This is a genomic window from Actinotignum schaalii FB123-CNA-2 (assembly GCF_000411135.1).
Lineage (GTDB): Bacteria > Actinomycetota > Actinomycetes > Actinomycetales > Actinomycetaceae > Actinotignum > Actinotignum schaalii_A.
Window position 1 is genome coordinate 243,799 of sequence record NZ_KE150263.1, and the last position, 21,673, is coordinate 265,471.

The window sequence follows — 21,673 nt, forward strand, 5'->3', positions numbered from 1 at the left end:
CTGGGAGGTTCCCGAAATCTCCGCAACGCCGAGCGCCTGCCGGGGCCTGCAATCACCACCACACAGACCCGCCCGGGACTTTCGTCCCTATTTTTTGAGAGGTGTCGCTAACCTGTGTGCCAGATGGCACATGAGCGCCGGGCCGGACAAAAGTCCCTCGTGTTCGATACCTCTTATTGCCGCGCGGATGAGTAGGATCGAGGGTGAAAAATTTGATCGCGCTGCTACGGGACCACCGCGGCGATCCACGCGCGATCACACGTGTTACACATCGGAAAGGTGAAAAGGTGGATCCGATCACCCTTGCGCGATGGCAGTTCGGTATTACAACCGTCTACCACTGGCTTCAGGTGCCCCTGACCATTGGTCTGTCTGTCATCGTGGCGTATATGCAAACTAAGGCCCGCAAAACGGGCGATCCGAAGTGGCAGCGGATCACCGATTTCTTCGGCAAGATCCTGCTCATCAACTTCGCGCTCGGCGTTGCCACCGGTATCGTGCAGGAATTCCAGTTCGGTTTGAACTGGTCGGAGTACTCGCGTTTCGTCGGTGACATCTTCGGTGCCCCGCTCGCTTTCGAGGCCCTCCTGGCGTTCTTCCTGGAGTCCACGTTCCTCGGATTGTGGATCTTCGGCAAGGGCCGTCTCTCCCCCAAGATGCACAACCTGACCATCTGGCTCTTCTCCATGGGTACCGTGATTTCCGCGGCGTGGATTTTGGCGGCCAACTCCTTCATGCAAGATCCGCACGGCGCGGTCTTCAACCCGGAAACCGGGCGCGCGGAGCTGGACGGCATGGCAGGCTTCCTTGGTCTCTTCGCCAATACCACCTGGGTGCTCACCTTCCTCCACACCTTAGGCGCTGCGTTTACGCTGGCCGGCGTACTGGTGGCCGGCTTCGCTTTCTGGTGGATGGCACGCTCTATTCGCCTCTCCGGCAACGAAGTCGAAGCGCGCGAATACTGGAAACCCACCGCTAAGCTCGGCCTCAAGGTCACCCTGGTCGCCGCGATTATTGCCGCCCTGTCCGGTCACTACATGGGTCAGCACCTCGGCGTCATCCAGCCCCCCAAGGCCGCGGCCATGATGGGCGTGTGCCAGGGCGAAGAAAACGCCAAGCTTTCCCTTGTTATGTGGGGTAATAGCTGCGAGGATGCTACCTCGATCTACGTTCCGATTCCCGGCCTGGAATCCTTCATGATGACCAACCACTGGTCCGGTCCTGATTCGCGCCTGGAATCCATTAGCGAAGCCAATGAGCGCGTGCGTGACCGCATCCACCAGATGGAGAACGTCAACGCGGAGCTCGTGGAGAAGTTCGATACCGCTTTCGAAAACCAGCAGGTCACTCCGAACGTTCTGGCCTCCTACTACTCCTTCCGCGTCATGGTGGGAGTGGGGATGCTGGATCTCCTCATCGCGGTCCTCGGACTGTGGGTGCTGCGCGGGGATCGCATTATGCGCTCGGAACGCTGGGGCAAGTTCTGGCTGTGGATGATCCCGCTGCAATTCGTGGCGAATTCCGCGGGCTGGATCCTCACCGAAATCGGGCGCCAGCCGTGGATCGTTTACCCGACTCAAATTGATGGCGTCCTACTCATGACGGACCTGGGTGTTTCCCATTCCGTCAACGGTGGCAGCGTCGCCTTCTCCCTGACCATCTTCACGGTGCTCTACTCGGCACTCGGCGTGGTGTGGATCTGGCTTCTGGGCCGCTACCTGCGCGAGGGTATCAATACCCACAAGAAGGTCGTCGAATACGATGCGAAATCTACCCCGAATTTCGTTTACTAGGAGGACCTCATGGAACAAACATTTTTGATGACTCTGTGGTTCATCCTCGTAGCGGTCCTGTGGATTGGTTTCCTGGCCCTGGAGGGCTTCGGCTACGGCGTTGGGATGTTCCTCAAAACCTTTGCGCGTAACGAACGCGAACGTCGCGCCATGATCAATTCGATCGGCCCCCACTGGGACGGCAACGAAGTGTGGCTGCTCACCGCGGGTGGTGCTACTTTCGCGGCGTTCCCAGAATGGTACGCCACCATGTTCTCGGGCATGTACATCGCCCTCGTCCTCGTGCTCGTCTGCCTTATTATCCGCATCTGCGCCCTCGAATGGCGCAAGATGATCCGCACCGAGCGCTGGCGTAATACCTGGGACACCCTGCACTGCATCGTGTCGTGGATCGTATCGATCCTCTTCGGGGTGGCTTTCGCCAACCTCGTGGCCGGGATGAAAATCGAGGTGGGCAACTACTCCTCCGGTGAGTTCGTGGCCGTGGCGCCCGATGCGGTGACGTGGGAAGCCCTCGCGGATAACCACCATTACCTGACCGGCGGGTTCTTCTCGCTGCTCACGCCTTTCACCGTCCTGGGCGGGTTGGTCACCCTCTCGCTCTTCTTCAGCCACGGCGCGCTGTGGCTCTCGATTAAGACGGCCGGTGAACTCCAGCTGCGTTCCATTAACTTGGCGAAGCGCACCACCGTGATCTCCACCGCGATTACCGCGGTTTGGGCTCTGTGGGCCTACTTCGTGTACAGCTCGCAAGTCCTGGCGATTATCCCGCTGGCTATCTGCGCGGTGCTCCTTATCGCCACCGTGGCAGCCACGTGGGCTAACCGGGAGATTCTCGCCTTCGGGCTGCACTTCGCGGCCATTGCCGCGGCGGTGTCCACCATCTTTGCGATGATGGTTCCCTATGTCATGAAATCGTCGATCAACGAGGCTTACTCCCTCACGATCGCGCAAGCCTCGGCCACCGCGCCAACGCAAACCATCATGACCATCGCGGCACTTATTTTCGTTCCGATCGTCCTCGGTTACACGGTGTGGGCATACTCCGTGTTCCGCAAGCGCATTGACGCCGGGCAAATTCCCGAGGAACCCGTGGGATTGGAACCGAAGAAGATCCGCGAGTTCGAGATTCGCTAAGTAGCACGTGAGATCAGGAGGCCGCGCGCACGCACCGTGCGCGCGGCCTCCCTCATACGGCAGCCTCCCATCCGCACTCTCGGATCCTGGGGCCCTGAAGTATGACGTGACTCCACTACGGGGTGGTGGTACGCGGTTAAACGCGGTGCTCCCGTGTCATACTCAGGGACGGGCTACCATGACAGCAGTGTGCAAGGAGAAGAATGAAGCCCGTTGATTCTCGACTTATGAAATTTGCGCCCACGGCGCGTCGCTACGTTGCCTTGCTCGGTGGTGTTGGTTTTCTGGAAACAGCCCTCGTGCTAGCGCAATGTTTCTTTATTGCCGCCTCCGTTGCGCCGGTCGCAGACGGCGATCTCACCTTCCGTGACATCGGCTGGCCGGTATTCGGGGTCGCAGCGGCCTTTACTGCCCGCAGCATTCTTATCTATATTCGCGAGTCCTACGGCCACCGCGCCGCGCTGCGCACCATCGCTAATCTGCGCGCCCGGGTGCTACGCCGGGCCGGCGACCTGGGTGATCGCTGGCTCGCCGCAGGGAACACCTCCACCACGGTCACCCTGGTCACCTCCGGGCTGGATGACTTGGAACCCTATTTCGTCAAATTCCTCCCCCAGCTCATTCTCACCTGCACCGTCACCCCTTTCGCCCTCGTTGTTATCCTGTTCCTTGATTGGGTGAGTGCTATCGCCATCGTGGCCTGTATCCCGCTCATCCCTATTTTCATGATCCTTATCGGGCGGATGACCCAGGCATTCTCCAATGAGCGGCTCGCCTCCATGCAGCGCCTGGGCCAGCAGCTCCTCGACCTTTTGGGCGGTCTGAGCACCCTCAAAGCACTCGGGCGCGAAGAAGGGCCGGCCCGCCGCGTCAAGCACCTCGGGGATGACTACGCCAAGAAAACACTCCAAACCCTGTACATCGCTTTCCTCTCCGGCGCGGTGCTGGAATTCCTCGCCACGCTATCCACCGCCCTCGTCGCGGTCGAGGTGGGCCTGCGCATGGTGGCCGGAAATGTCTCCCTTTTCACCGGCTTGACGATTATTATGCTGACCCCGGAAGTGTTCAAACCCCTGCGGGAAGTGGGCACCCAATTCCATGCCTCCTCCAACGGAGTGGCCGCCTCCGCCCAGGTCTTTGACCTACTTGAGCAGCCCCTCCCGGTGGAAGACGGCACGGTTGAGTGCCCTGATCTAGCCAGCTCCCCTATCGTGATCCGCGATCTCTCGGTTCTTGCGCCGGGCCGCGATACCATCGCGCCCGCGCAGCTGAACGCGGAGATTCTTCCCGGGCGCGTCACGGCATTGCGGGGGGCTTCCGGTTCCGGAAAAACGACGACGGCGAATGTGCTCCTCCGCTTCATTACCCCCGATAGCGGAACCGTGCATATCAGCACCACCCCGCTCGAAAATATCCGCCAAGAAAGCTTGTGGAAGCAGGTGTCCTGGGTTTCCCAACGCCCGGTGATCGTGCCGGGAACCGTGGCGGAAAATATTGGGGTTGCCCCGGGCCCAGCCCTGGAACGGGCCGCGGCCCTCGCCGGTTTTGACGAAGTCATCGCAGAACTTCCCGAAGGCTGGAATACCTTTATCGGTCAGGGCGGCGTGGGCCTCTCCGTGGGTCAGCGGCAGCGCCTTGCCCTCACTCGCGCCCTGGTTTCCGAGCGCCCCCTCGTGCTCCTCGACGAGCCTTCCGCGCACCTGGATGCGCGCAGCGAACGGCGCGTCGTCGAATCCGTTGCGCATCTACGGGCGCAGGGACGCACCGTTATCGTTATCGCGCACCGCACCGCGCTCCTCGACCTTGCCGATGCGGTTATTGATGTCGTATCGACGACGGCGCAGCCAGCTGCCACATCTTCCGGCACCGCGCGGTCGGTCCCGGAACCCGCCGCCACTCCATCGGCGCCCGCGCCTTCCGTCCCCGCGCCCGCCAACTCCCAGACAACCGAGGTGACCAAGTGAGTACTTTCCCTCAAGATGAACGCCGTGCTCTCCTCCGTGCCTTGCGCCTCCTGCGCGTGGATAAGGGCGGATTCTGGGGTTCCGTTGCGGCGGGTGCTGCCGGACTGAGCAGTTCGGTGGCCCTGGCAGCTGTCTCCGCCTGGCTTATTACCCGGGCTTCCCAAATGCCGCCGGTCCTCGCCCTCGGCGTGGCCACCACCTCGGTGCGTTTCTTCGGGGTGTCCAAAGCACTGCTGCGCTACGTCAATCGAATTTTCTCGCACCGGGTCACCCTCTACGGAATGTCTAATTTGCGTACCGCCGTCTACGCGACGCTGGCTGATTCCCCTACCGACGTAGTGACCTCGGTGCGCCGCGGTGACTTGCTCGCCCGCACCGGACGCGATGTCGATTCGGTCGGTGACGTCGTCGTTAAAGCGGTCCAGCCCGGAGCTGTTGCCGGTATTGTCTGCCTCGTCTCCTGCCTCATCGTGGGGATTCTATGCCCACCCATCGGCCTGCTGCTGGCCGGCTGCCTCCTTATTTCCGGGATTCTTGCGCCCTATCTGGCCATGCGCGGGGGGCGTATCGCCGAAGAAGCGCAGGTGCGTGACGAAACCGAGATTTCCGCAACCGCGCTGACCATGCTTGATTCGGCCGCCGAGCTGCGGGTAGCCGGGCGAGTGGACGCCATGGAAGAGGTGCAGGAAGCCACCGAACAGCGGATCTTCCGGCACCGTGATGCCGCGGCCCGCCCCCAGGCCCTCGCTATCGCCCTGGATACCCTTGCTATGGGTATCGCCGTGGTGGGTGCGATTCTTATCGGGAGCCGGGCCCTGGATGCCGGCACGCTTTCCGCCACCGCGCTGGCGGTCTGCGTCCTCACCCCGCTCGCCGCTTTCGAAGCCACTCAAGGGCTGGGAGAGGCAGCCATCCAACTGGTACGTTCCGCCAAGGCTGCCCAGCGTATCCTCGAGCTCCTCGACCGCGCCCAGCGCAGTGAGGAACCGGAAGCCCCGGCACCGCGGCACGAGCGTGGCTTGCATGCTACCGACCTCATTATTGGGTGGCCGGGTGGGCCGGACGTGGCCGGGCCTTTTGAGCTGCACGTAGAACGCGGCTCCTCCGTTGCCATCGTGGGACATTCGGGGATTGGGAAATCCACCCTGCTTTATACCCTGGCGGGAATGCTGCGCCCGCATGCCGGCTCGGTCCGCCTGGACGGACACGAAGTCTCCACCCTGGATCGGCGCACCGTCTCCCGCACCCTCACCCTCACGGCGGAAGACGCCCACGTTTTTGAAACCACCGTGCTAGAGAACCTGCGGGTGGCGCGCCCCTCGGTCACCGAAAGAGAGGCCGTGGAACTGCTGGTACGCGCGGGCCTGGGCACCTGGCTCACCCAGCTCCCGCGCGGGGTTCATACTCTGCTGGGAGAAGATGCCGCCACGATCTCGGGTGGAGAACGACGGCGCCTGCTCCTTGCCCGGGCGCTAGCCTCCGATGCGGAATTCCTACTCTTGGATGAACCCGGCGAGCACCTCGACCCGGAAACCGCCGATGAGCTTATCCGCGATTTGCTTCGGGCCGGTAAGAATAGCGCCGATCCGCGTACTATTATCTTGGTGACGCACCGGCTCACGCCCCTTGATGCCGCCGACGAGGTTATTGTGATAACCCGTGCCGACGGTGGTATCGCCCACGTGAGCGCGCGCGGCACCCACGAGGAGCTCACCGAAAGGCTCGCCTCGTACGCATGGGCGGCGAAACAGGAATAAGGATGCTGGATACCACAACGGTTATTTTCAATGCGCTCGCGTTGACCGCGCGCCTGGATCGCACCCAGGTGCTCGAAAATTTGGCCGGCGCCGGATTGAAATTAACCGGGGCGTCTAGCGCCGCCGTTCTCATGTTCAATTCGGCGGAAAAGGTGACAAGCATCGTCACCCTGGGCCAGCCACTCCCCGCAGCTGCCAGCCTCACCCCCACCAGCCTGGATCGTGATCTTGAATCCCTGGGCACCGAAGATACCATCATGTGGGATCGTGCCGAGGCAGTCAGTGCCGTGCATGATGCAAGCGGCATCACCCCGGAACCTGCCGCGGGAAGCACTCCCCTGACCGCTGCCAGCCACCGGGATGGACTCTACGGCCCGGGTATCACAAATTTCCTCACCTCACGCCTCATGACCGGGAATCGGGTGCTCGCCCGAGTCATCTTCTTCAATAAACCCGGATCTTTCAGCGAAGCAGATATCAACCTCATCGCGCTTTTGGCGCGCGCCGCTACCATCGCCGTCGAAAATGCACGCCTGTACGAGGAATCGAATTCCCGTGCGCAATGGCTCTCCGCCTCGCGGCGCATCACTATTGCGCTGCTGCAAGGAAGCGATGAAGAGGAAGCGCTCCAGCTCATCGCCACCGAAATGCGGCGGGTTGCGGATGCCGATTTGGCCCTTATTATTCTCCCCTCGGTGGCTGATACCTGGGCCTGTGAATTTGTGGCGGGCGAGGTCGGGCAGGACCTGGTGGGCACCACGTTCGGGCGGGATTCCCGGGCGCGGGCGGTGGCCCAAAGCGGGCTCGGCCGCATTATTGATACAAGCACCGCGCCACCTTCCCCCAATAATCCACTCGGCCGTTTCGGCCCGCTTCTTTACGCGCCGATGGCCGGCGGGGATACCGCGCGCGGCGTTATCATTCTGGCTCGGGTGCGCGGGCGAGCAGAATTCGACATGGTCGATTTGACGATGGCGGAAAGCGTGGCGAATCAAGCAGCCCTCGCTCTGGAGCTGGCCGACGCGCGCTACGTACAAGCCCAATCTGCGCAGCTGGAAGAACGCTCCCGTATTTCGCGCGATCTGCACGATTTCGCGATCCAGCAGCTCTTCGCTTCCGGGATGCGCCTGTCTGCGTTGCGTGATGATCTCGCCACCGAGGATGCGGTGGCCGATAATGTGCTCGACACCCTCGATAACGCCATCGAATCGATTGATGAATCCGTGGCGCAGATCCGCCAGATTATTTACTCGCTGCGCGGTCCGGATACCTCGGTTCCGGTGGTCTCACGCCTGCGCCGCGAGGTGAGCTCCGTGACGGCACAGCTCGGTTTCACCCCGAGCCTGCGTATTAGCGTGCGCGGCGAAGATATTGATAGCGGCACCCACACCGAGATTGATGATGCCATCGGTTCGGATATTAGCGACGACGTGATCGCCGTGGTGCGCGAATGCCTCTCCAATGCGGTGCGCCACGCCCACGCCCATACCATCACCGTCACGGTTACCGTTACCGACCGTGATATTAGTGTGGAAGTTGCCGATGATGGCGTAGGCATTGGCGAATTGAGCCGGCGTTCAGGGCTATCTAATCTGGCCGCCCGAGCCCGGCGCCACCACGGTACCTTCTCCATTGCCCCGGGCAGCGAGAGCGGTATAGTAGTGCGCTGGCGGGCCCTCATCGACGCCTAAGCAGCTAACCCGAGTGACCGGGCCAAAGGCTCAATAGCTCAACAGGTAACACACCGGAGCTTCAGCCGATCAACAGCCCAATCCCCAGCAACAAGCACAGCTACTGGTTACGCCACCCGGTGGCACGCTGGCCGGCAACCCATGCGGCAACCTGGGTACGCCGCTGCAAGCCCATCTTGGAGAGCAGCGAGGTGATGTGGTTCTTCACCGTTTTTTCCGCCACCCCGAGCTGCTCGCCGATTTCCCGGTTGGATAGCCCATCCCCGATCAGCTCAAGAACATTACGTTCCGAGGGGGTGAGATCCGCGGTGGGATCATCATGATCGGCGCGCCGCCGTGAGACCGTGCGTTCGTCGAGAAGAACGCGCCCTTCGGCCACGGCCTTGATATTGTCCGAAATCTCCGCCCCGCGCACCGACTTCAAGAGGTACGCTTTCGCGCCGGCGTTGAGGGATTCAGAGAGGGCGTCGTCGTCATCAAAAGAGGTGAGGACGATGCACTTGGTATCCGGGCTGACCTCCTGGAACTGATTAATAATATCGATTCCGGTGCCGTCCGGGAGCCGCAGGTCTACCAGCGCAACATCGGGGAGCACCAGGCCGCCGCGCCGTACCGCTTCTTCTACGCATCCGGCTTCGGCAACCACCTCGAGGCCCTCCGAACGGTCAACCACCTCAATGATTCCCCGCCGTACCACTTCATGATCATCAATAATCATGACGCGAATATTTTGTGCCACGCGCCGGCCCTCCTTTGTTTGCATCGCCATCATCGGTCAATAATCCGCCCTTATTCTACCCAATTGGAGCGACTTGACATACCGGGCACAGCGTGGTGGAACGCCCGCCGAGGATAATTTTCTGCAAGGGAGTTCCGCAGCGCTCGCAGGGCTGCCCAGCCCGCCCGTAGGCCTGCAAAGACCTCTCAAAATAGCCGCTCTCGCCGTTGACATGCACGTACAGGCGATCAAAAGATGTGCCGCCGGCGGCCAGCGCAGCTTGGAGTACCTCCCGCCCGGCGTGCAGCAGCTCCCGCGCCGCGCGGTTCGTGAGCGCCGTGGCTTCGGGGTGAATACGAGCCCGGTAAAGCATTTCATCGGCATAAATATTTCCGATTCCGGAGACGATATTCTGGTCGAGGAGCACGCGTTTCATCGCGCGCCGGGTGGTGCCGAGAATTTCGAGTAGTGCGGTTTCGTCCAGGTAAGGATCGAGCAGGTCGCGGGCAATATGCGCCACGGGCGCGGGTACGACGGCGCGCTTGGACCCCGCACCGCCCGGCTGGCCATCAGCGGTGGCCTGGAAAGCGACCGGCGCCAGGTAGCCGAAAGTACGCTGGTCCACGAAGTCGAGGACACGGCCGTTATCAAGCGCGAAGCGGGCCCGCAGATGGCGGCGTTTGCCGCCGAAGTTGTCACTGCCGCCGGCCCGTTCTTCTCCGCCGGCACCTTCGCTCCCGCTCGGTTCATCTATCCGGAACTGCCCGGACATGCCCAGGTGGGCGAGGAGGGCCAGATCCTCCCCCATATCGCACCAGAGGAATTTCCCGCGCCGTACCACTGCCCGCACGGTGCGCCCCACCACCGGGGCGAGGCCCCGCGGGGCCCGGCGGATCACGCGGGTACCGAAAGCCTGTGCGGTGAGGATGCGCCGGCCCATCAGGTGTTCAGCGAGTCCGCGTCGGATTGATTCAACTTCGGGAAGTTCGGGCACGCCAACCTACTGAGCCGCGCTGGCCGTGGCAGGTGCACCCGCTCCAGAGGCTGCGCCGTCGTTCCCGCCTACTCCATTGTTCCCAGTGTTCGCAGCTGCCGGCTGTACCTCACCCTTCTCGATCAGATCGGCGAGAATCCGGTAGGAGGCTTCGGCGGCGGCATGGCGCGCATTCTTCTGTGAGCTTCCTTCGCCGCTCCCCCATTCGCGCCCGGCCATGGAGGCCACCGCGGTGAATACTCGCGCGTGGTCGGGACCGGTGGAGCTCAACTCGAACTCTATGGTGCCTTCCCAGCCCAGGCCGTGCGCAAGCTCTTCGAAACTCGTTTGCCAGTCGAGGTTGGGGCCCAGCACCGAGGCGTCCTTGATCTTGGAATCGAGGAGCCGGTCCACGATCTCACGGGTTGGTTCCATTCCGTGTTCCAGATAAGTCGCGGCAATGAGGGCTTCCACGGTATCGGAGAGGATGGAATCCTTATTACGCCCGCCCGAACGGTCCTCACCGCGGCCCAGGCGCAGGGCATCACCCAGATTGATCCGCCGCGCCACATCGGCCAAGGCCTTCTCGGACACCGCGTAGGTTTTCATTTGGGACATATCGCCTTCGGAAGCATCGGGGTATTCCCGGAATACTTTCTCCGCGATGATGAGGCCCAGAATGGAATCACCCAGGAATTCCAGGCGTTCGTTATGGGGTTCGTCGTGCTCGAAAGCGAAGCTGCGATGGGTAAGGGCGCGGCGCAGCAAGGGCCGAGGCAGGTCGATTCCCCACTGTTCCACTAATTCACGATAGGCCATGCTTACTCCTGTGCCCGCAGCTGGGCTTCCAGTGCGTCCAGCGCGTCCGAGTGCAGGGTGGGTGCCTCGTGGTGGTGCCCTTCGGGCAGGTCTTCCAGGCGTTCCCCACAGCCGGCGCACAGGCCCTGGCACGTGGGGGAACACAGGGGTTGGAAAGGCAGATTGAGCACAATGGCGTCGCGGAGCACCGGTTCCAGATCCACGTGGTCATCCTCAATGACCGGGTGTTCTTCCGCATCCTCATCACCTTCGGCAATGAGTTCGGCACGCCGCTGCGGGTAGTAGGCCAGATCGGATACTTCCTGGGTACGTTCTTCGTGAATATCGCGCAGGCAGCGTGAGCACTGGCCCTCCACGGTGAAATGCACTTGCCCGCCGATGTACACACCTTCGGACACCGAGGTGAGGTTGAGATCCACATCCAGCTCGGATCCGGTAGGGACGGCCATGAGCTCGATACCCAGATCCGCGGGCGCCGCGAAGGTTTCCCGCACCGGCATAAAGGACCCGTCGCTACGCGGTAAATCGTGCAGCGAGACAACAAAAGGACTGCGAAGGTCCACTATTCCTCCTCGGAATGATCAAAAACAGCGTCGGTGGTTTCTTGGCGGCTGGCAAGAACTTCCCGGCCCGCGTAAATCTGGGCGAGGGCCGCATCCATTTTTTCATGCGCGGCCCGCACGGCCTCTTCCAGCGCGGCCGCGACCCCGTTCACCTGGCCTTCCAGATTAGCGAGGGTCGAATCAGAGTAGTGGTTGGCGCCTTCGCGTAGCCGTTCGGCTTTCTGCTTGGCTTCGTCCTCAATTCGCGCGGCGGTGGAGCGCGCCGCAATGGTGATGGCGTCATTGGAGACGAGCCGACTGGCCTGGGCACGTGCTTCCGCCACAATATTTTCTGCATCCTGGCGGGCCGAGGCAATAATACTCGCTGCTTCCTGGCGCCCGGAGGCGCGCACCGAATCGATATCGGCCAGCACATCATCGGCGCGGAGCACCTGATCGGGTACCGCATCGCGGGCTAGCTGGAGCAGGTCACGCACCTCGGATTGGTTGATCATCACCGAGGCGGACATGGGGATGGAACGTGCGTTATCCACCAGGGCGAGGAGCTCATCGAGGATCTCCACCACCGATTCCCCGCGTGTATCGTGAGTCATTGCATCTCCTCTTCCAAAGCCCGCGCCACCCGCGCGGGAACGAAACTCCGCACGTCACCTTTGTGCCGTGCCACATCTTTCACCAGCGAGGAGGCAATATGGCCTTTCGCCGGATCCCCCACCAGGAACACCGTTTCGATCCCCGATATTTCCCGGTTCATGAGCGCCATGGGGTATTCCGCATCCAGATCCACCGCGGAGCGCAGTCCCTTGACGATGGCATCCGCCCTGATATCTCGGCAAAAATCCACCAGCAGCCCGCCGAAATCCTCCACCCGCACATTGGCCATATGGCGCACTTCTTCGCGAATGAACTCCACGCGTTGCCGCGGCGAAAAAAGCGGATTTTTCGAAGAGTTATGCGCGACCAGAATAACAACCTCGTCAAAGAGGGAAGCGGCGCGGGCAAAAACGTCGAGATGTCCAAAAGTGACGGGATCGAAAGACCCGGGGCAGACTGCAAGCGTCATAGTTATAGCCTAATCTTTCCTGAGGTGCTCAGCCTAGTCGACGCGCGACTGCAGCGCGCTCTCGCCGTCCACCGCTGCTTCAGCGCCCTGTGCACTCTCGCTGCGCTGCGCTGTCCACAACGTCGCGGTGCCGTAACGGCGCGAATCATCCAGTTCCCATCCTTCCGGCCAGCTAGGTTCCGGTGAGGAACTATCGCGTTCCACAACGACGACGGCGTCCGCGGCTACGTGCGGGGCCAGGCCGTCGAGCACTTTCGTAATCTGCGCTTCGGTGTAACGATAGGGCGGGTCCACGAAGACGACGTCAAAACGATAATTCGGTTCCTGGGAGAGGTACTTTTCCGCTTTCATCCGGACCACGGTCACATCCAGGTGGGCGCGGGCGGCGTTGTCACGAATAATACTGACCGCCGGCCCTTCCGATTCCACCAGAACAACGGCGCGTGCCCCGCGGCTTTTCGCTTCCAGTCCCAGGGCACCGGAACCGGCAAAAAGATCGAGCACTTCCCCATCGGCGATAAACCCGCGGTGATCCAGCCGGGAAAATACTGCTTCACGCGCTTTTTCCGAGGTGGGGCGTGTTCCCGAGCTCGGCACCCGCAGAATATGCCCCTTGGCGGTTCCGGCAACAATACGTGTCATTGCTTATCCCCTTTCCAGGTAGGTGGCTCGCTCGGTATCCAATGCGTCCGCCGCTCGCTCCAATTCCGCGCCCACGGCACCGCGCTCTACGAGGTCGGTGGCGGCGGCGCGCGCGGTAGCGATAATATCAGCGTCGCGCACCGCAGAGAGGAAACGCAGGTGGGAGGTGGTTCCCGCCTGCCGAGTTCCGAGCACATCACCTTCGGAGCGCAGCTCCACATCCTTCTCAGCCAGCGCGAAGCCGTCCGTGGTGGCGGCGAAAGCCGCGAGACGCTCAGCGGCCAGGCTCTCTTCCGGGGCGCCGCTCACCGCCAGGCACAGACCGGCTTTGCTCCCGCGCCCGATGCGCCCGCGCAGCTGGTGCAGCTGGGAAAGCCCGAAACGTTCAGCATTCATAATGATCATCATGGTGGCCTGAGGAACATCCACCCCCACTTCGATGACGGTGGTGGAGACGAGCACGGGGACCCGCCCGGCCGCGAAATCCGCCATAGTGGCGTCTTTTTCCGCGGCGCTGAGCCGACCGTGCATCTCCCCCACCGAGATTCCCGCGAATTGGGGAAGGGCGCGCAGGCGTTCGGCCAGTTCGGTCACGGTGGCCAACGTGCCTTCACTGCCCGGGTCCTCCGCGGGCGCGGCTGCGTCGTCGTTCTCACTAATACGGGGAGCGAGCACGTATACGCGCCCGCCTCCCGCTATTTCTTCCCGGGCACGCCACCACATGCGCGCGATCCAGTTCGCGCGGTTTTCCGGAACGACGACGGTGCTCACCCCGGCACGCCCACCGGGCAGATCACGCAGGGTAGATACCGCCATATCTCCGAAAACCGTCATGGCAACGGTGCGCGGGATGGGAGTGGCGGTCATGACAAGGGTGTGGACGCCGCGCGCGAGGCTATCGCGCTGATCCACCCCGAAGCGGTGCTGTTCATCCACCACCGCCAGACCGAGGAAAGGAATCTGGACGGTATCCGAGAGCAGCGCGTGGGTACCGATAATAATGCCGGCTTCTCCCGAAGCGATCCGGGCAAGCGTGGCGCGCCGCTCGCTGGCGGTGAGCGAACCGGTGAGGAGTTCCACTCGGGTGGATTGCTCGGCCGCACCTAGCATCCCGCCCGCGCCCAGATCTCCGAGCAGGTCGCGCACGCTACGGGCATGCTGGGCAGCCAGCACTTCGGTAGGTGCCAGGAGCGCCGCCTGGCCGCCCCCGTCGACCACCTGGAGCATGGCACGCAGGGCCACCACGGTTTTCCCGCTTCCCACGTCTCCTTGGAGGAGGCGTTGCATCGGGGTGGTGCCCGCCAAATCGGCGGCGATTTCTGCGCCGACCGCGCGCTGCCCGGCGGTGAGTTCAAAGGGCAGGCGGGCATCGAAAGCATCCAGAAGGCCTCCGCTCCGCGGCGGGTAAGCGCTGGTGGGATGCGCGGCGCGAGCGGCGCGGCGCCGGGCGAGGACGGTGTGGAGCACGAGGGCTTCTTCGTGACGGAAGGGTAGCTGGGCGAGCGCTGCGCTGATGGGCTCCTCCGGGCGGTGGGCACGGCGCAGAGCCTCAAGCCGGGTGGGCAGACCGTGGGCGTGCCGGTAGCCGGCGGGGAGCAGATCGGGAACATCCACGCTGGTCAGCCCGGTAAGAACAGTGCTGACCGCCCGCTCGATTTTCCAGGAGGGCAGCGCGGCGCTGGCGTGATAGATGGGGATAGGGCGGCGTAAACGTTCCACGTCAACACTCCCCTCGTCTTCTACCAGGTCGTAATCGGGGTGGGTGAGTTGCAGCGTGCCGCGATAAGAACTCACCGTTCCGGAGAATGCCGCGACCGTGCCGGGTTGCAGGCGCCGTTCGTGGTAGGCCAGCACCCGCTGTGACTTCGCGAAAAAGGTGAGGTTGAGTTCGCGGGCGCCGTCGGTCATAAGAACGGAAAGAATAAAGCCGTGCCGCGCGCGCATAGGCCGTAGTTCCGCCCCCACCACCCGGCCGATCACGGTGACGTCCTCACCTTCGCGCACCTGTTCAATGGGCAGGAGTTCACCGCGCCGGGCGTAACGGAAGGGGAGGTGGTAGAGCAGCTCGCCCACGGTGTGCAGCCCGAGCCGCGCGAAAGAGGTGGCGCTGCGTTTGCCGAGAGCGCGCTCAAGTGGCACACTCAGCGCGGTCCATCCGTCTGATACCACGGCAGGGGTACCGCCTCGGGTACGTGCCGCCGCCTGCGCACTGTCCATACCGTTCACATTACCGTTACCGCTCTGCAATATTTGTAACGACGACGACGCCCCCCCGCCACACGTGCCCTACGCCACGGAGGGAACCTTTGGCAAGCAAGCAGCTTACCGCTATACTAGTGGAGTTGTAATTTTCCTATGCGCTCAGGTGTATCTACCGAACAGCGGCAGGTGCGCGAGCGGATCCATGATCAACCGAAGGAGAACACCGTGGCTTCTGTTTGTGACGTCTGCGGCAAGCACCCGGGCTTCGGGAAGAGCGTCTCGCACTCGCACGTGCGTACAAGCCGCCGCTGGAACCCGAATATTCAGCGTGTTCGCGCGCTTGTGAAGGGCGCCCCCAAGCGCCTCAACGTGTGCACCTCGTGCCTCAAGGCCGGCAAGGTGCAGCGCGCCGCCTAAGTACTGTGGCTTCGCTGCGTTCTGGCTCGCTCCCGCGAGTAAGCCGGTGCCAGCATAGGAAGTGGTCGGGAACATGGATGTTGTTCCCGACCACTTCCTTTTTATCCTTGTAGATCTGAGGGAAACCCGGGCCTCGGTTAGAACCGGGTGCGCCCCTGGAGTTTCACAAACGCTTTATTGGATAGTAAAGCCACCATCCACGGTCAGCGTGGTGCCATTCACGAAACCGGCCTTGCCGTCCGCGAGGAAGAAGACTGCTTCCGCCACCTCTTCGGGCTGACCAAAGCGGCGCAGCGGAACCGGATCGGTAGGAATAGAATCCACAATGCCGGCAACCAAAGGAGTCACGATGGTGCCCGGCGCCACAGCGTTGAAGCGTATTCCTTCCTTGCTATATTCCGAAGCAAGGTGCTTGGTATAGCCAATAACTGCGTGCTTTGCCGCGGTATATGCCGCCCCACCCTTGGCAGCCACAATTCCGGCAACGGAGGCGATATTAACCACCGCACCTTCGCCACGCTTGAGCATACCGGGAAGGACTGCGTTCGTCATATCAAAGACGGAGGTCAGGTTAATAGCCAGGAGGAAATCCCAGCGTTCGCGCGGGGTATCCAGGGATGCCTGGTACTTATCAAAGACACCGGCGTTATTCACGAGCACGTCAATGTACTCGAATTCTTTTTCCACCTCGGCCACGGTGGCAATAATCGAATCGCGGTCAGTCAGATCAATTGTGAAGGACTGTGCTTTCCCGCCTGCCTCGCGAATCTCCGCTACCGCAGATTTTAGACCGTCCTCATTGACGTCAAGAAGGGCAACCTTGTAGCCGCGCTCCGCGAAGAGCTTGGCCTCTGTGAGCCCCATACCGGATGCTGCTCCTGTGATAACAGCAGTTTTCTGACTCATTTTTTCTCCTCTTATATTGGGTTACACTGCCTCTGGCGGCAGCTTTTATTACTTGGAGCGCCGCTGTGATACGGTGCCCTTCTTCATAACAATTCCAAGAGCGCCCATGGCAGCAACCGTCAAACCGGCCGCCCACATAAATGCTGGCGCGTAATTACCACTTTGCCGATAGAAAGCCGCCAGCTGGGGAGCGATGAGGGCCGCAACGGAATACGCCGTGAACATAATGGCGTAGTTGAGGGTGGAGTACTTGGCACCAAATTGATCGGAGACTAGCGCCGGGAAAAGGGCGAGCAGAGCCCCACCGGAAGCACCGACCAGGGCCATCAAGGCAAGGAACAGACCCGCGTGTGCCACCACCGACATGGATAGCATGGCTGCCACATTGACGGACATGGCGATCATCAAGGTGATTTCGCGCCCCAATTTATCCGAAAGCGCCCCGAAGATCATTCGACCAATGAAATTCGATAGCGCGACCACTGTCACGGAGATGGTGGCCAGCTCAACCGACATTCCGGCTTGTTCTTTACCAATGGTGGCCGCAGCACCAAGCATCATCATGTAGGAGGTACCCGCGCCCACGAAAACGAAGAAAAGGAGCCAGAAGGTAGGAGTTTTCATCATCTCCCGCCAGTTGAGTTGCAGTCCGCCGGGCACAGAAGAATCCGTGCCGGGTGGGATCCATCCAGCAGGACTGTACCCTTCGGCCGGAGGGCGCACGAATACCGCGAACACGAACATGAGTGCGGCATAGACAATCCCCAAAACGATAAACCCTGCGAAAACACTCTTAGCTTCAATAACCGCGGTCGCCACCGGCGCTGCAAAAACCGGCCCCACGGCAGCGAATCCGATGACCAATCCGGAGGCGAGACCTCGCCGATCCGGGAACCATTTGAGTACCGAGGTAATGGTGTAGTTATAGATCATGCCGCCACCGATGCCCGCTAGGACACCGAAAGTCAGCCACATCATGACAACGCTATTCGCAAAACCTGTGAGAACCCAACCTACGCCGTAAAATAAAGCGCCGGTGAAGACGATGCGGCCGGGGGTGACCTTATGAGCCACGGTTCCGACGATAATTCCCATGGTGGCGATGAAAATGTTGTAGAGCGTGAAGGCCAGGGTAATTTGCCCCATATCCCAGCTAGTTTCTTCCATGAGAGGAGAAACGAAGACCGAGAAAGCAGATGTACCCGATAAAGCAAAGGTAAAAACACTGCCAGATATGAGGACGAGCCAGCGATTTGGCGTTGAAACAATCGTTCCCATAGATAGTCTCCCAATGGTGGTGGCCATGAAGTTCCGTTGCCCATTCAACTGAACACTTAGGCCTTAAGTACTAGTACGGCCTAGAGTACCACCGGGTATACCCGGCATACCACCAGGAGGAGATCAATATACGTAGAGGAGGGAACGCGCGAACAGGAGCCCAACGGCCACAAAACGAAGAGCAGAAAACTGCACAAACTGCGGGGGGCGGACCCGGATAAACCGGATCCGCCCCCGCCGAGTAGAGATATGCAGAGGTATCGCCGCGGTGACGCTGTGCCACGCGCGGCCCCTTCCTCAGGAGCTACTTAGAAAAATCAACAACCATGCGGCCTTCGATCTTGCCGGCCAGCATTTCGTCGATCATATCGTTGATGTCATCGAGCGGACGGGTCGCCACAATCGGCTTGACGAGGCCCTGGGCTCCGAAGTCAAAGGCTTCGGCCAGATCCTGGCGGGTACCCACAAGGGAGCCCACCACCTTGATGCCATCCAGAACGGTGCGGTGAATATTCAGGTCAATGGTGCCCTTGGGAAGTCCCACGCACACCACGGTCCCGGCGGCCTTCATGGCGTCCACCGCCTGGCCGAAAGCAACCTGCGATACCGCGGTCACCACCGCGATATCCACGCCCCCCACTTCCTTCTGGATCCATTCCCCGGAGTTAATATCCGAGGAATTCACAACAAGGTCAGCCCCGACCTTCTTTGCCGATTCCAGCTTCTCATCGTTGATATCAACTGCAACCACGCGCGCGCGGAACACATTCTTGGCGTACTGGATAGCCAGGTTACCCAGCCCACCCGCGCCGTAAATCGCTACCCACTGGCCCGGGCGAATATTGCCATTCTTGAGAGCCTTGTAGGTGGTCACGCCCGCGCAAGTAATGGACGAAGCTTCGGCTGGATCCAGCCCTTCGGGAACCTTGACTGCGTAATCTGCCACGACGATGCACTTCTCAGCCATGCCGCCATCAACGCTGTAGCCGGCGTTTTCCACGTTCCGGCACAGGGTTTCATCACCGGTTACGCAGTATTCGCAATGACCACAGCCGCGGAAGAACCAGGCAACCGAGACGCGATCGCCCACCTTGAGCGAGGTGACATCCTCACCGATTTGTTCCACAACGCCCACACCCTCGTGGCCGATAATGCGGCCCGGCACGTCACCGAAATCGCCGAGGGCCACGTGGATATCCGTATGGCACAGGCCGCAGTATTCGATATCGACGAGTGCTTCGTTGGCTTTGATAGGACGCAGTTCGACGTCCTTAATGTCAACGTAGCCGTCCGAGGGTTCTCGAACTGTCGCTGCTCGCATTTTCTCCTCCTATTTCAGCGGGAGCATCTTTACTCCCAGTTAAAGCGGTGCGGGTCCTCGCACCACTTCCTATTTTTGCGAGCTACGGCATAATATTCCAGGGGAGAACGTCCTTATTTCGCGCAAAAAATAAGTTTAGCCATTTATATATACACGTTCAATTATTTAGGCGTGCCGAAAATGATCCCAGCCGCTCCCCTGCGTCCAAGTACGCCCGTCCACGGTCACTAACCCACCGGGATGCGCGGCTTCCACTGCCCCGATAAGACTAAAGCCCTCGGGTAGATGCGGAATGCGGGCACCCCAGGCCCGTTCCGGGCTCACGTCCATGGTGGCGAGAAAACCGTGGTCTTCCCCGCCGGTGAGCACACAGCCATAGGCCCATTCAAGCGGATCTGAACGCCCGAGGTGCCGCGCCACATCAAGAAGATCATGGGCGTGGCGGCTGAGCGTTTCAGAGTGGATATCAATATGCACGCCGGAAGCAGCGGCTATGCGTTGAGCATCCCGGATGAGGCCATCGGAAACATCCATCAGTGCCCCGCGCATTCCAGCGCGCACGGCGCTGAGCACCTCGGTGACAGGCGGGCGCGGGCGCAGAAAATCCTGTATGAGAAGGGTGGCGGCATCCGGGAAAGAGCTTCGTTCCGGGGCGAAACCCCGGTTGAGTAGTTCTAAGCCGGCCGCTGCCCGCCCGAGATTTCCGCAGTGAAGCAGCGGTTGGCCGGGAGCTGCCGCCGAACGTTGCAGCGGGGTGCGCCCTTCTAGATCACCCAGAATGGTCGCGCTAATCGCCATATGGCTCCCGCTCACGAGGTCTCCGCCGTCGACCCCACACCCGAGCGGGCCGCAACATTCGGCAAGGCCGCGCGCAAGATCCGTTACCCAGGCCACCGGAACATCCCCCGGCAACTCCATGGCAACAACAAGAGAACGTGGCCGCGCCCCCATCGCGACGGCGTCGGCGATATTTTGGGCGGCAACCCGCCATCCGACATCGCGCCCGCTGGACCAGTCGCGCCGAAAATGCACGCCTTCGACGAGCATATCAGTGGAGACCGTGACCCGGCCGTCACTCAAGCTAAGCACCGCACTATCATCCCCGCTGGGAACGATTGTTGTTTCTCCGCGAGGGAGTAGCGGTACGATTTGCGCGAGGAGCTCAGCTTCGCTCAGATCCCGTACCAGTGGCCCGAGGCCCTGTACCGCGCCGCCTCCGGAACCGGCACTCGGCCGCTGCGGTTCGGAACTTCCCACCATTTAGCGCAGCCCAACCCCGCGGGCGAGGGCGAGGTCAATAAGTTCGGAAATGAGATCGCGATAGCTCAGCCCCGTTTTCTCCCACAGGATGGGGTACATGGACACGGCGGTGAACCCGGGAATTGTATTGTGTTCGTTGACGTACATCTCCCCGGTGGCGGTGTAGAAGAAGTCCACGCGCGTCATGCCTTCGCATTCGAAGACTTCGAAAACGCGCCGCGCCAGGCTCCGCATTTTCTCCGCGTCCGCATCCGGAAGCGCTGCGGGAATCTCCATATGGAAGCCTTCGGTTGCCACGTATTTCGTGGCGTAGTCATACCATTGCACGTCCAAAACGATTTCCCCGAGCACGGAGGCCCGTGGCGCGGCCCCGTCACGCCCGCCGAGCACGGCGCACTCGATTTCACGGCCCGGGATTCCTGTTTCCACAATAACTTTAGGGTCGACGGCGCGCGCTGTGGCAATGGCGGCATCGAGCTGTGAAAGCTCAGCCACTCGCGTTATCCCCAGCGAAGAGCCGGCACGAGCTGGTTTGACGTAAACGGGAAGTTGTAAACGTTCAGCAACGTCCGCGCGTACCCCATCGGGATCGGCCTTCCAGCGCTGCGGTTCCACGAGCACGTAGGGAGCAACCGGAAGCCCGGCTGATTCCAGCACCAGTTTCATATAGTGCTTATCCATAGCCGCAGCGGAGGCGAAAACTCCGCAGCCCACGTAGGGAATACCCATCATTTCGAAAGTTCCCTGGATGGTGCCATCCTCACCAAAGGGGCCGTGGAGCAGCGGGAAGGCGACGTCGATAGCACCGAGACTGCGTGAGCTACCATCCTCCCCGCGCACCACAAAACCGCCTCCGGGACCGAAATCCGCTAGCACGCGCTCCCCGCGATACCGCACCTCCGCGCCGGCTGCCACCTCCTCCGTGCTCATAGGAACCCAGATTCCTTCGGAGGTAATTCCGATAGGGATAACGGTGTAGCGCTCCGGGTCAATGGCTCCCAGAACGGAAGCTGCGGTCAGGCAAGAGACGGAGTGTTCTCCGGACACACCCCCGTAGATGAGGGCGACGTGATGTGTGGCCACGAATGGACACCTTTCTACTCAGTGCTGTACCCAGGGTAGTACGCCAGGCCGCGCGGCAAGGTGACAAACCCGGGCGCGGCCTACTA

General features: G+C 61.3%; 19 protein-coding genes. 6 read left to right on the top strand and 13 right to left on the bottom strand.

Annotated elements, in window-relative coordinates:
- Positions 1–287: 287 nt before the first annotated feature.
- From HMPREF9237_RS06305 to HMPREF9237_RS06325, 5 genes are all read left to right on the top strand, one after another.
- On the top strand, positions 288–1,793 hold the full coding sequence (locus tag HMPREF9237_RS06305; RefSeq protein ID WP_039899041.1) for a cytochrome ubiquinol oxidase subunit I: 1,506 nt from the start codon (positions 288–290) through the stop codon (positions 1,791–1,793).
- A gap of 9 nt (positions 1,794–1,802) precedes the next feature.
- Entirely contained in the window at positions 1,803–2,930 is a 1,128-nt protein-coding gene (gene cydB, locus HMPREF9237_RS06310; RefSeq protein ID WP_016442905.1) for a cytochrome d ubiquinol oxidase subunit II, read from the top strand.
- Positions 2,931–3,133: 203 nt separating this feature from the next.
- Positions 3,134–4,894 (top strand): thiol reductant ABC exporter subunit CydD, encoded by a 1,761-nt coding sequence (gene cydD / locus HMPREF9237_RS06315; RefSeq protein WP_016442906.1) that lies wholly within the window; start codon positions 3,134–3,136, stop codon positions 4,892–4,894.
- Positions 4,891–6,651, top strand: coding sequence for a thiol reductant ABC exporter subunit CydC (gene cydC / locus HMPREF9237_RS06320; protein WP_016442907.1), 1,761 nt, complete (start codon positions 4,891–4,893; stop codon positions 6,649–6,651). Before cydD ends, cydC begins: the two co-directional genes overlap by 4 nt.
- Positions 6,652–6,653: 2 nt before the next feature.
- On the top strand, positions 6,654–8,342 hold the full coding sequence (locus tag HMPREF9237_RS06325) for a GAF domain-containing sensor histidine kinase (protein WP_016442908.1): 1,689 nt from the start codon (positions 6,654–6,656) through the stop codon (positions 8,340–8,342).
- A gap of 100 nt (positions 8,343–8,442) precedes the next feature.
- Here HMPREF9237_RS06325 and HMPREF9237_RS06330 read toward each other — a convergent pair whose 3' ends face one another.
- From HMPREF9237_RS06330 to HMPREF9237_RS06365, 8 genes are all read right to left on the bottom strand, one after another.
- A complete protein-coding gene (locus HMPREF9237_RS06330; protein WP_039899046.1) occupies positions 8,443–9,060 on the bottom strand; it encodes a response regulator in 618 nt (205 codons plus the stop codon).
- A 76-nt stretch (positions 9,061–9,136) separates the two neighbouring features.
- Positions 9,137–10,054 (bottom strand): bifunctional DNA-formamidopyrimidine glycosylase/DNA-(apurinic or apyrimidinic site) lyase, encoded by a 918-nt coding sequence (gene mutM, locus HMPREF9237_RS06335; RefSeq protein ID WP_016442910.1) that lies wholly within the window; start codon positions 10,052–10,054, stop codon positions 9,137–9,139.
- 6 nt (positions 10,055–10,060) lie between these two features.
- Positions 10,061–10,852 carry a ribonuclease III gene (gene rnc / locus HMPREF9237_RS06340; protein ID WP_016442911.1) on the bottom strand — a complete coding sequence of 264 codons (792 nt, stop codon included), beginning with the start codon at positions 10,850–10,852 and terminating at the stop codon, positions 10,061–10,063.
- A 2-nt stretch (positions 10,853–10,854) separates the two neighbouring features.
- The gene (locus tag HMPREF9237_RS06345) at positions 10,855–11,415 is read right to left on the bottom strand and encodes a YceD family protein (RefSeq protein WP_016442912.1); all 561 of its coding nucleotides are present in this window, start codon (positions 11,413–11,415) and stop codon (positions 10,855–10,857) included.
- On the bottom strand, positions 11,415–12,008 hold the full coding sequence (locus HMPREF9237_RS06350; protein WP_016442913.1) for a hypothetical protein: 594 nt from the start codon (positions 12,006–12,008) through the stop codon (positions 11,415–11,417). The genes HMPREF9237_RS06345 and HMPREF9237_RS06350 overlap by 1 nt, the downstream gene beginning before the upstream one ends.
- Positions 12,005–12,478, bottom strand: a complete 474-nt coding sequence (gene coaD, locus HMPREF9237_RS06355; RefSeq protein WP_016442914.1) for a pantetheine-phosphate adenylyltransferase — start codon at positions 12,476–12,478, stop codon at positions 12,005–12,007. The genes HMPREF9237_RS06350 and coaD overlap by 4 nt, the downstream gene beginning before the upstream one ends.
- Before the next feature lie 33 nt (positions 12,479–12,511).
- Positions 12,512–13,120 (bottom strand): 16S rRNA (guanine(966)-N(2))-methyltransferase RsmD, encoded by a 609-nt coding sequence (gene rsmD, locus HMPREF9237_RS06360; protein WP_016442915.1) that lies wholly within the window; start codon positions 13,118–13,120, stop codon positions 12,512–12,514.
- A gap of 3 nt (positions 13,121–13,123) precedes the next feature.
- Positions 13,124–15,337 carry an ATP-dependent DNA helicase RecG gene (locus HMPREF9237_RS06365; protein WP_081637323.1) on the bottom strand — a complete coding sequence of 738 codons (2,214 nt, stop codon included), beginning with the start codon at positions 15,335–15,337 and terminating at the stop codon, positions 13,124–13,126.
- A gap of 210 nt (positions 15,338–15,547) precedes the next feature.
- Here HMPREF9237_RS06365 and rpmB point away from each other — a divergent pair, with 210 nt between their 5' ends.
- Entirely contained in the window at positions 15,548–15,739 is a 192-nt protein-coding gene (rpmB, locus tag HMPREF9237_RS06370) for a 50S ribosomal protein L28 (RefSeq protein ID WP_016442917.1), read from the top strand.
- Positions 15,740–15,913: 174 nt separating this feature from the next.
- Here rpmB and HMPREF9237_RS06375 read toward each other — a convergent pair whose 3' ends face one another.
- The 5 genes from HMPREF9237_RS06375 to HMPREF9237_RS06395 form a co-directional block, all read right to left on the bottom strand.
- A complete protein-coding gene (locus HMPREF9237_RS06375; RefSeq protein WP_016442918.1) occupies positions 15,914–16,645 on the bottom strand; it encodes an SDR family NAD(P)-dependent oxidoreductase in 732 nt (243 codons plus the stop codon).
- Between the two features lie 48 nt (positions 16,646–16,693).
- Complete coding sequence (locus HMPREF9237_RS06380) at positions 16,694–17,923, bottom strand: OFA family MFS transporter (RefSeq protein ID WP_016442919.1); 1,230 nt, start codon at positions 17,921–17,923, stop codon at positions 16,694–16,696.
- Between the two features lie 304 nt (positions 17,924–18,227).
- Positions 18,228–19,244, bottom strand: coding sequence for an alcohol dehydrogenase AdhP (gene adhP / locus HMPREF9237_RS06385; RefSeq protein ID WP_016442920.1), 1,017 nt, complete (start codon positions 19,242–19,244; stop codon positions 18,228–18,230).
- Between the two features lie 165 nt (positions 19,245–19,409).
- Positions 19,410–20,504, bottom strand: coding sequence for a thiamine-phosphate kinase (gene thiL, locus HMPREF9237_RS06390; protein ID WP_016442921.1), 1,095 nt, complete (start codon positions 20,502–20,504; stop codon positions 19,410–19,412).
- Positions 20,505–21,587 carry a D-alanine--D-alanine ligase family protein gene (locus HMPREF9237_RS06395; RefSeq protein WP_016442922.1) on the bottom strand — a complete coding sequence of 361 codons (1,083 nt, stop codon included), beginning with the start codon at positions 21,585–21,587 and terminating at the stop codon, positions 20,505–20,507.
- Between the last annotated feature and the right edge of the window lie 86 nt (positions 21,588–21,673).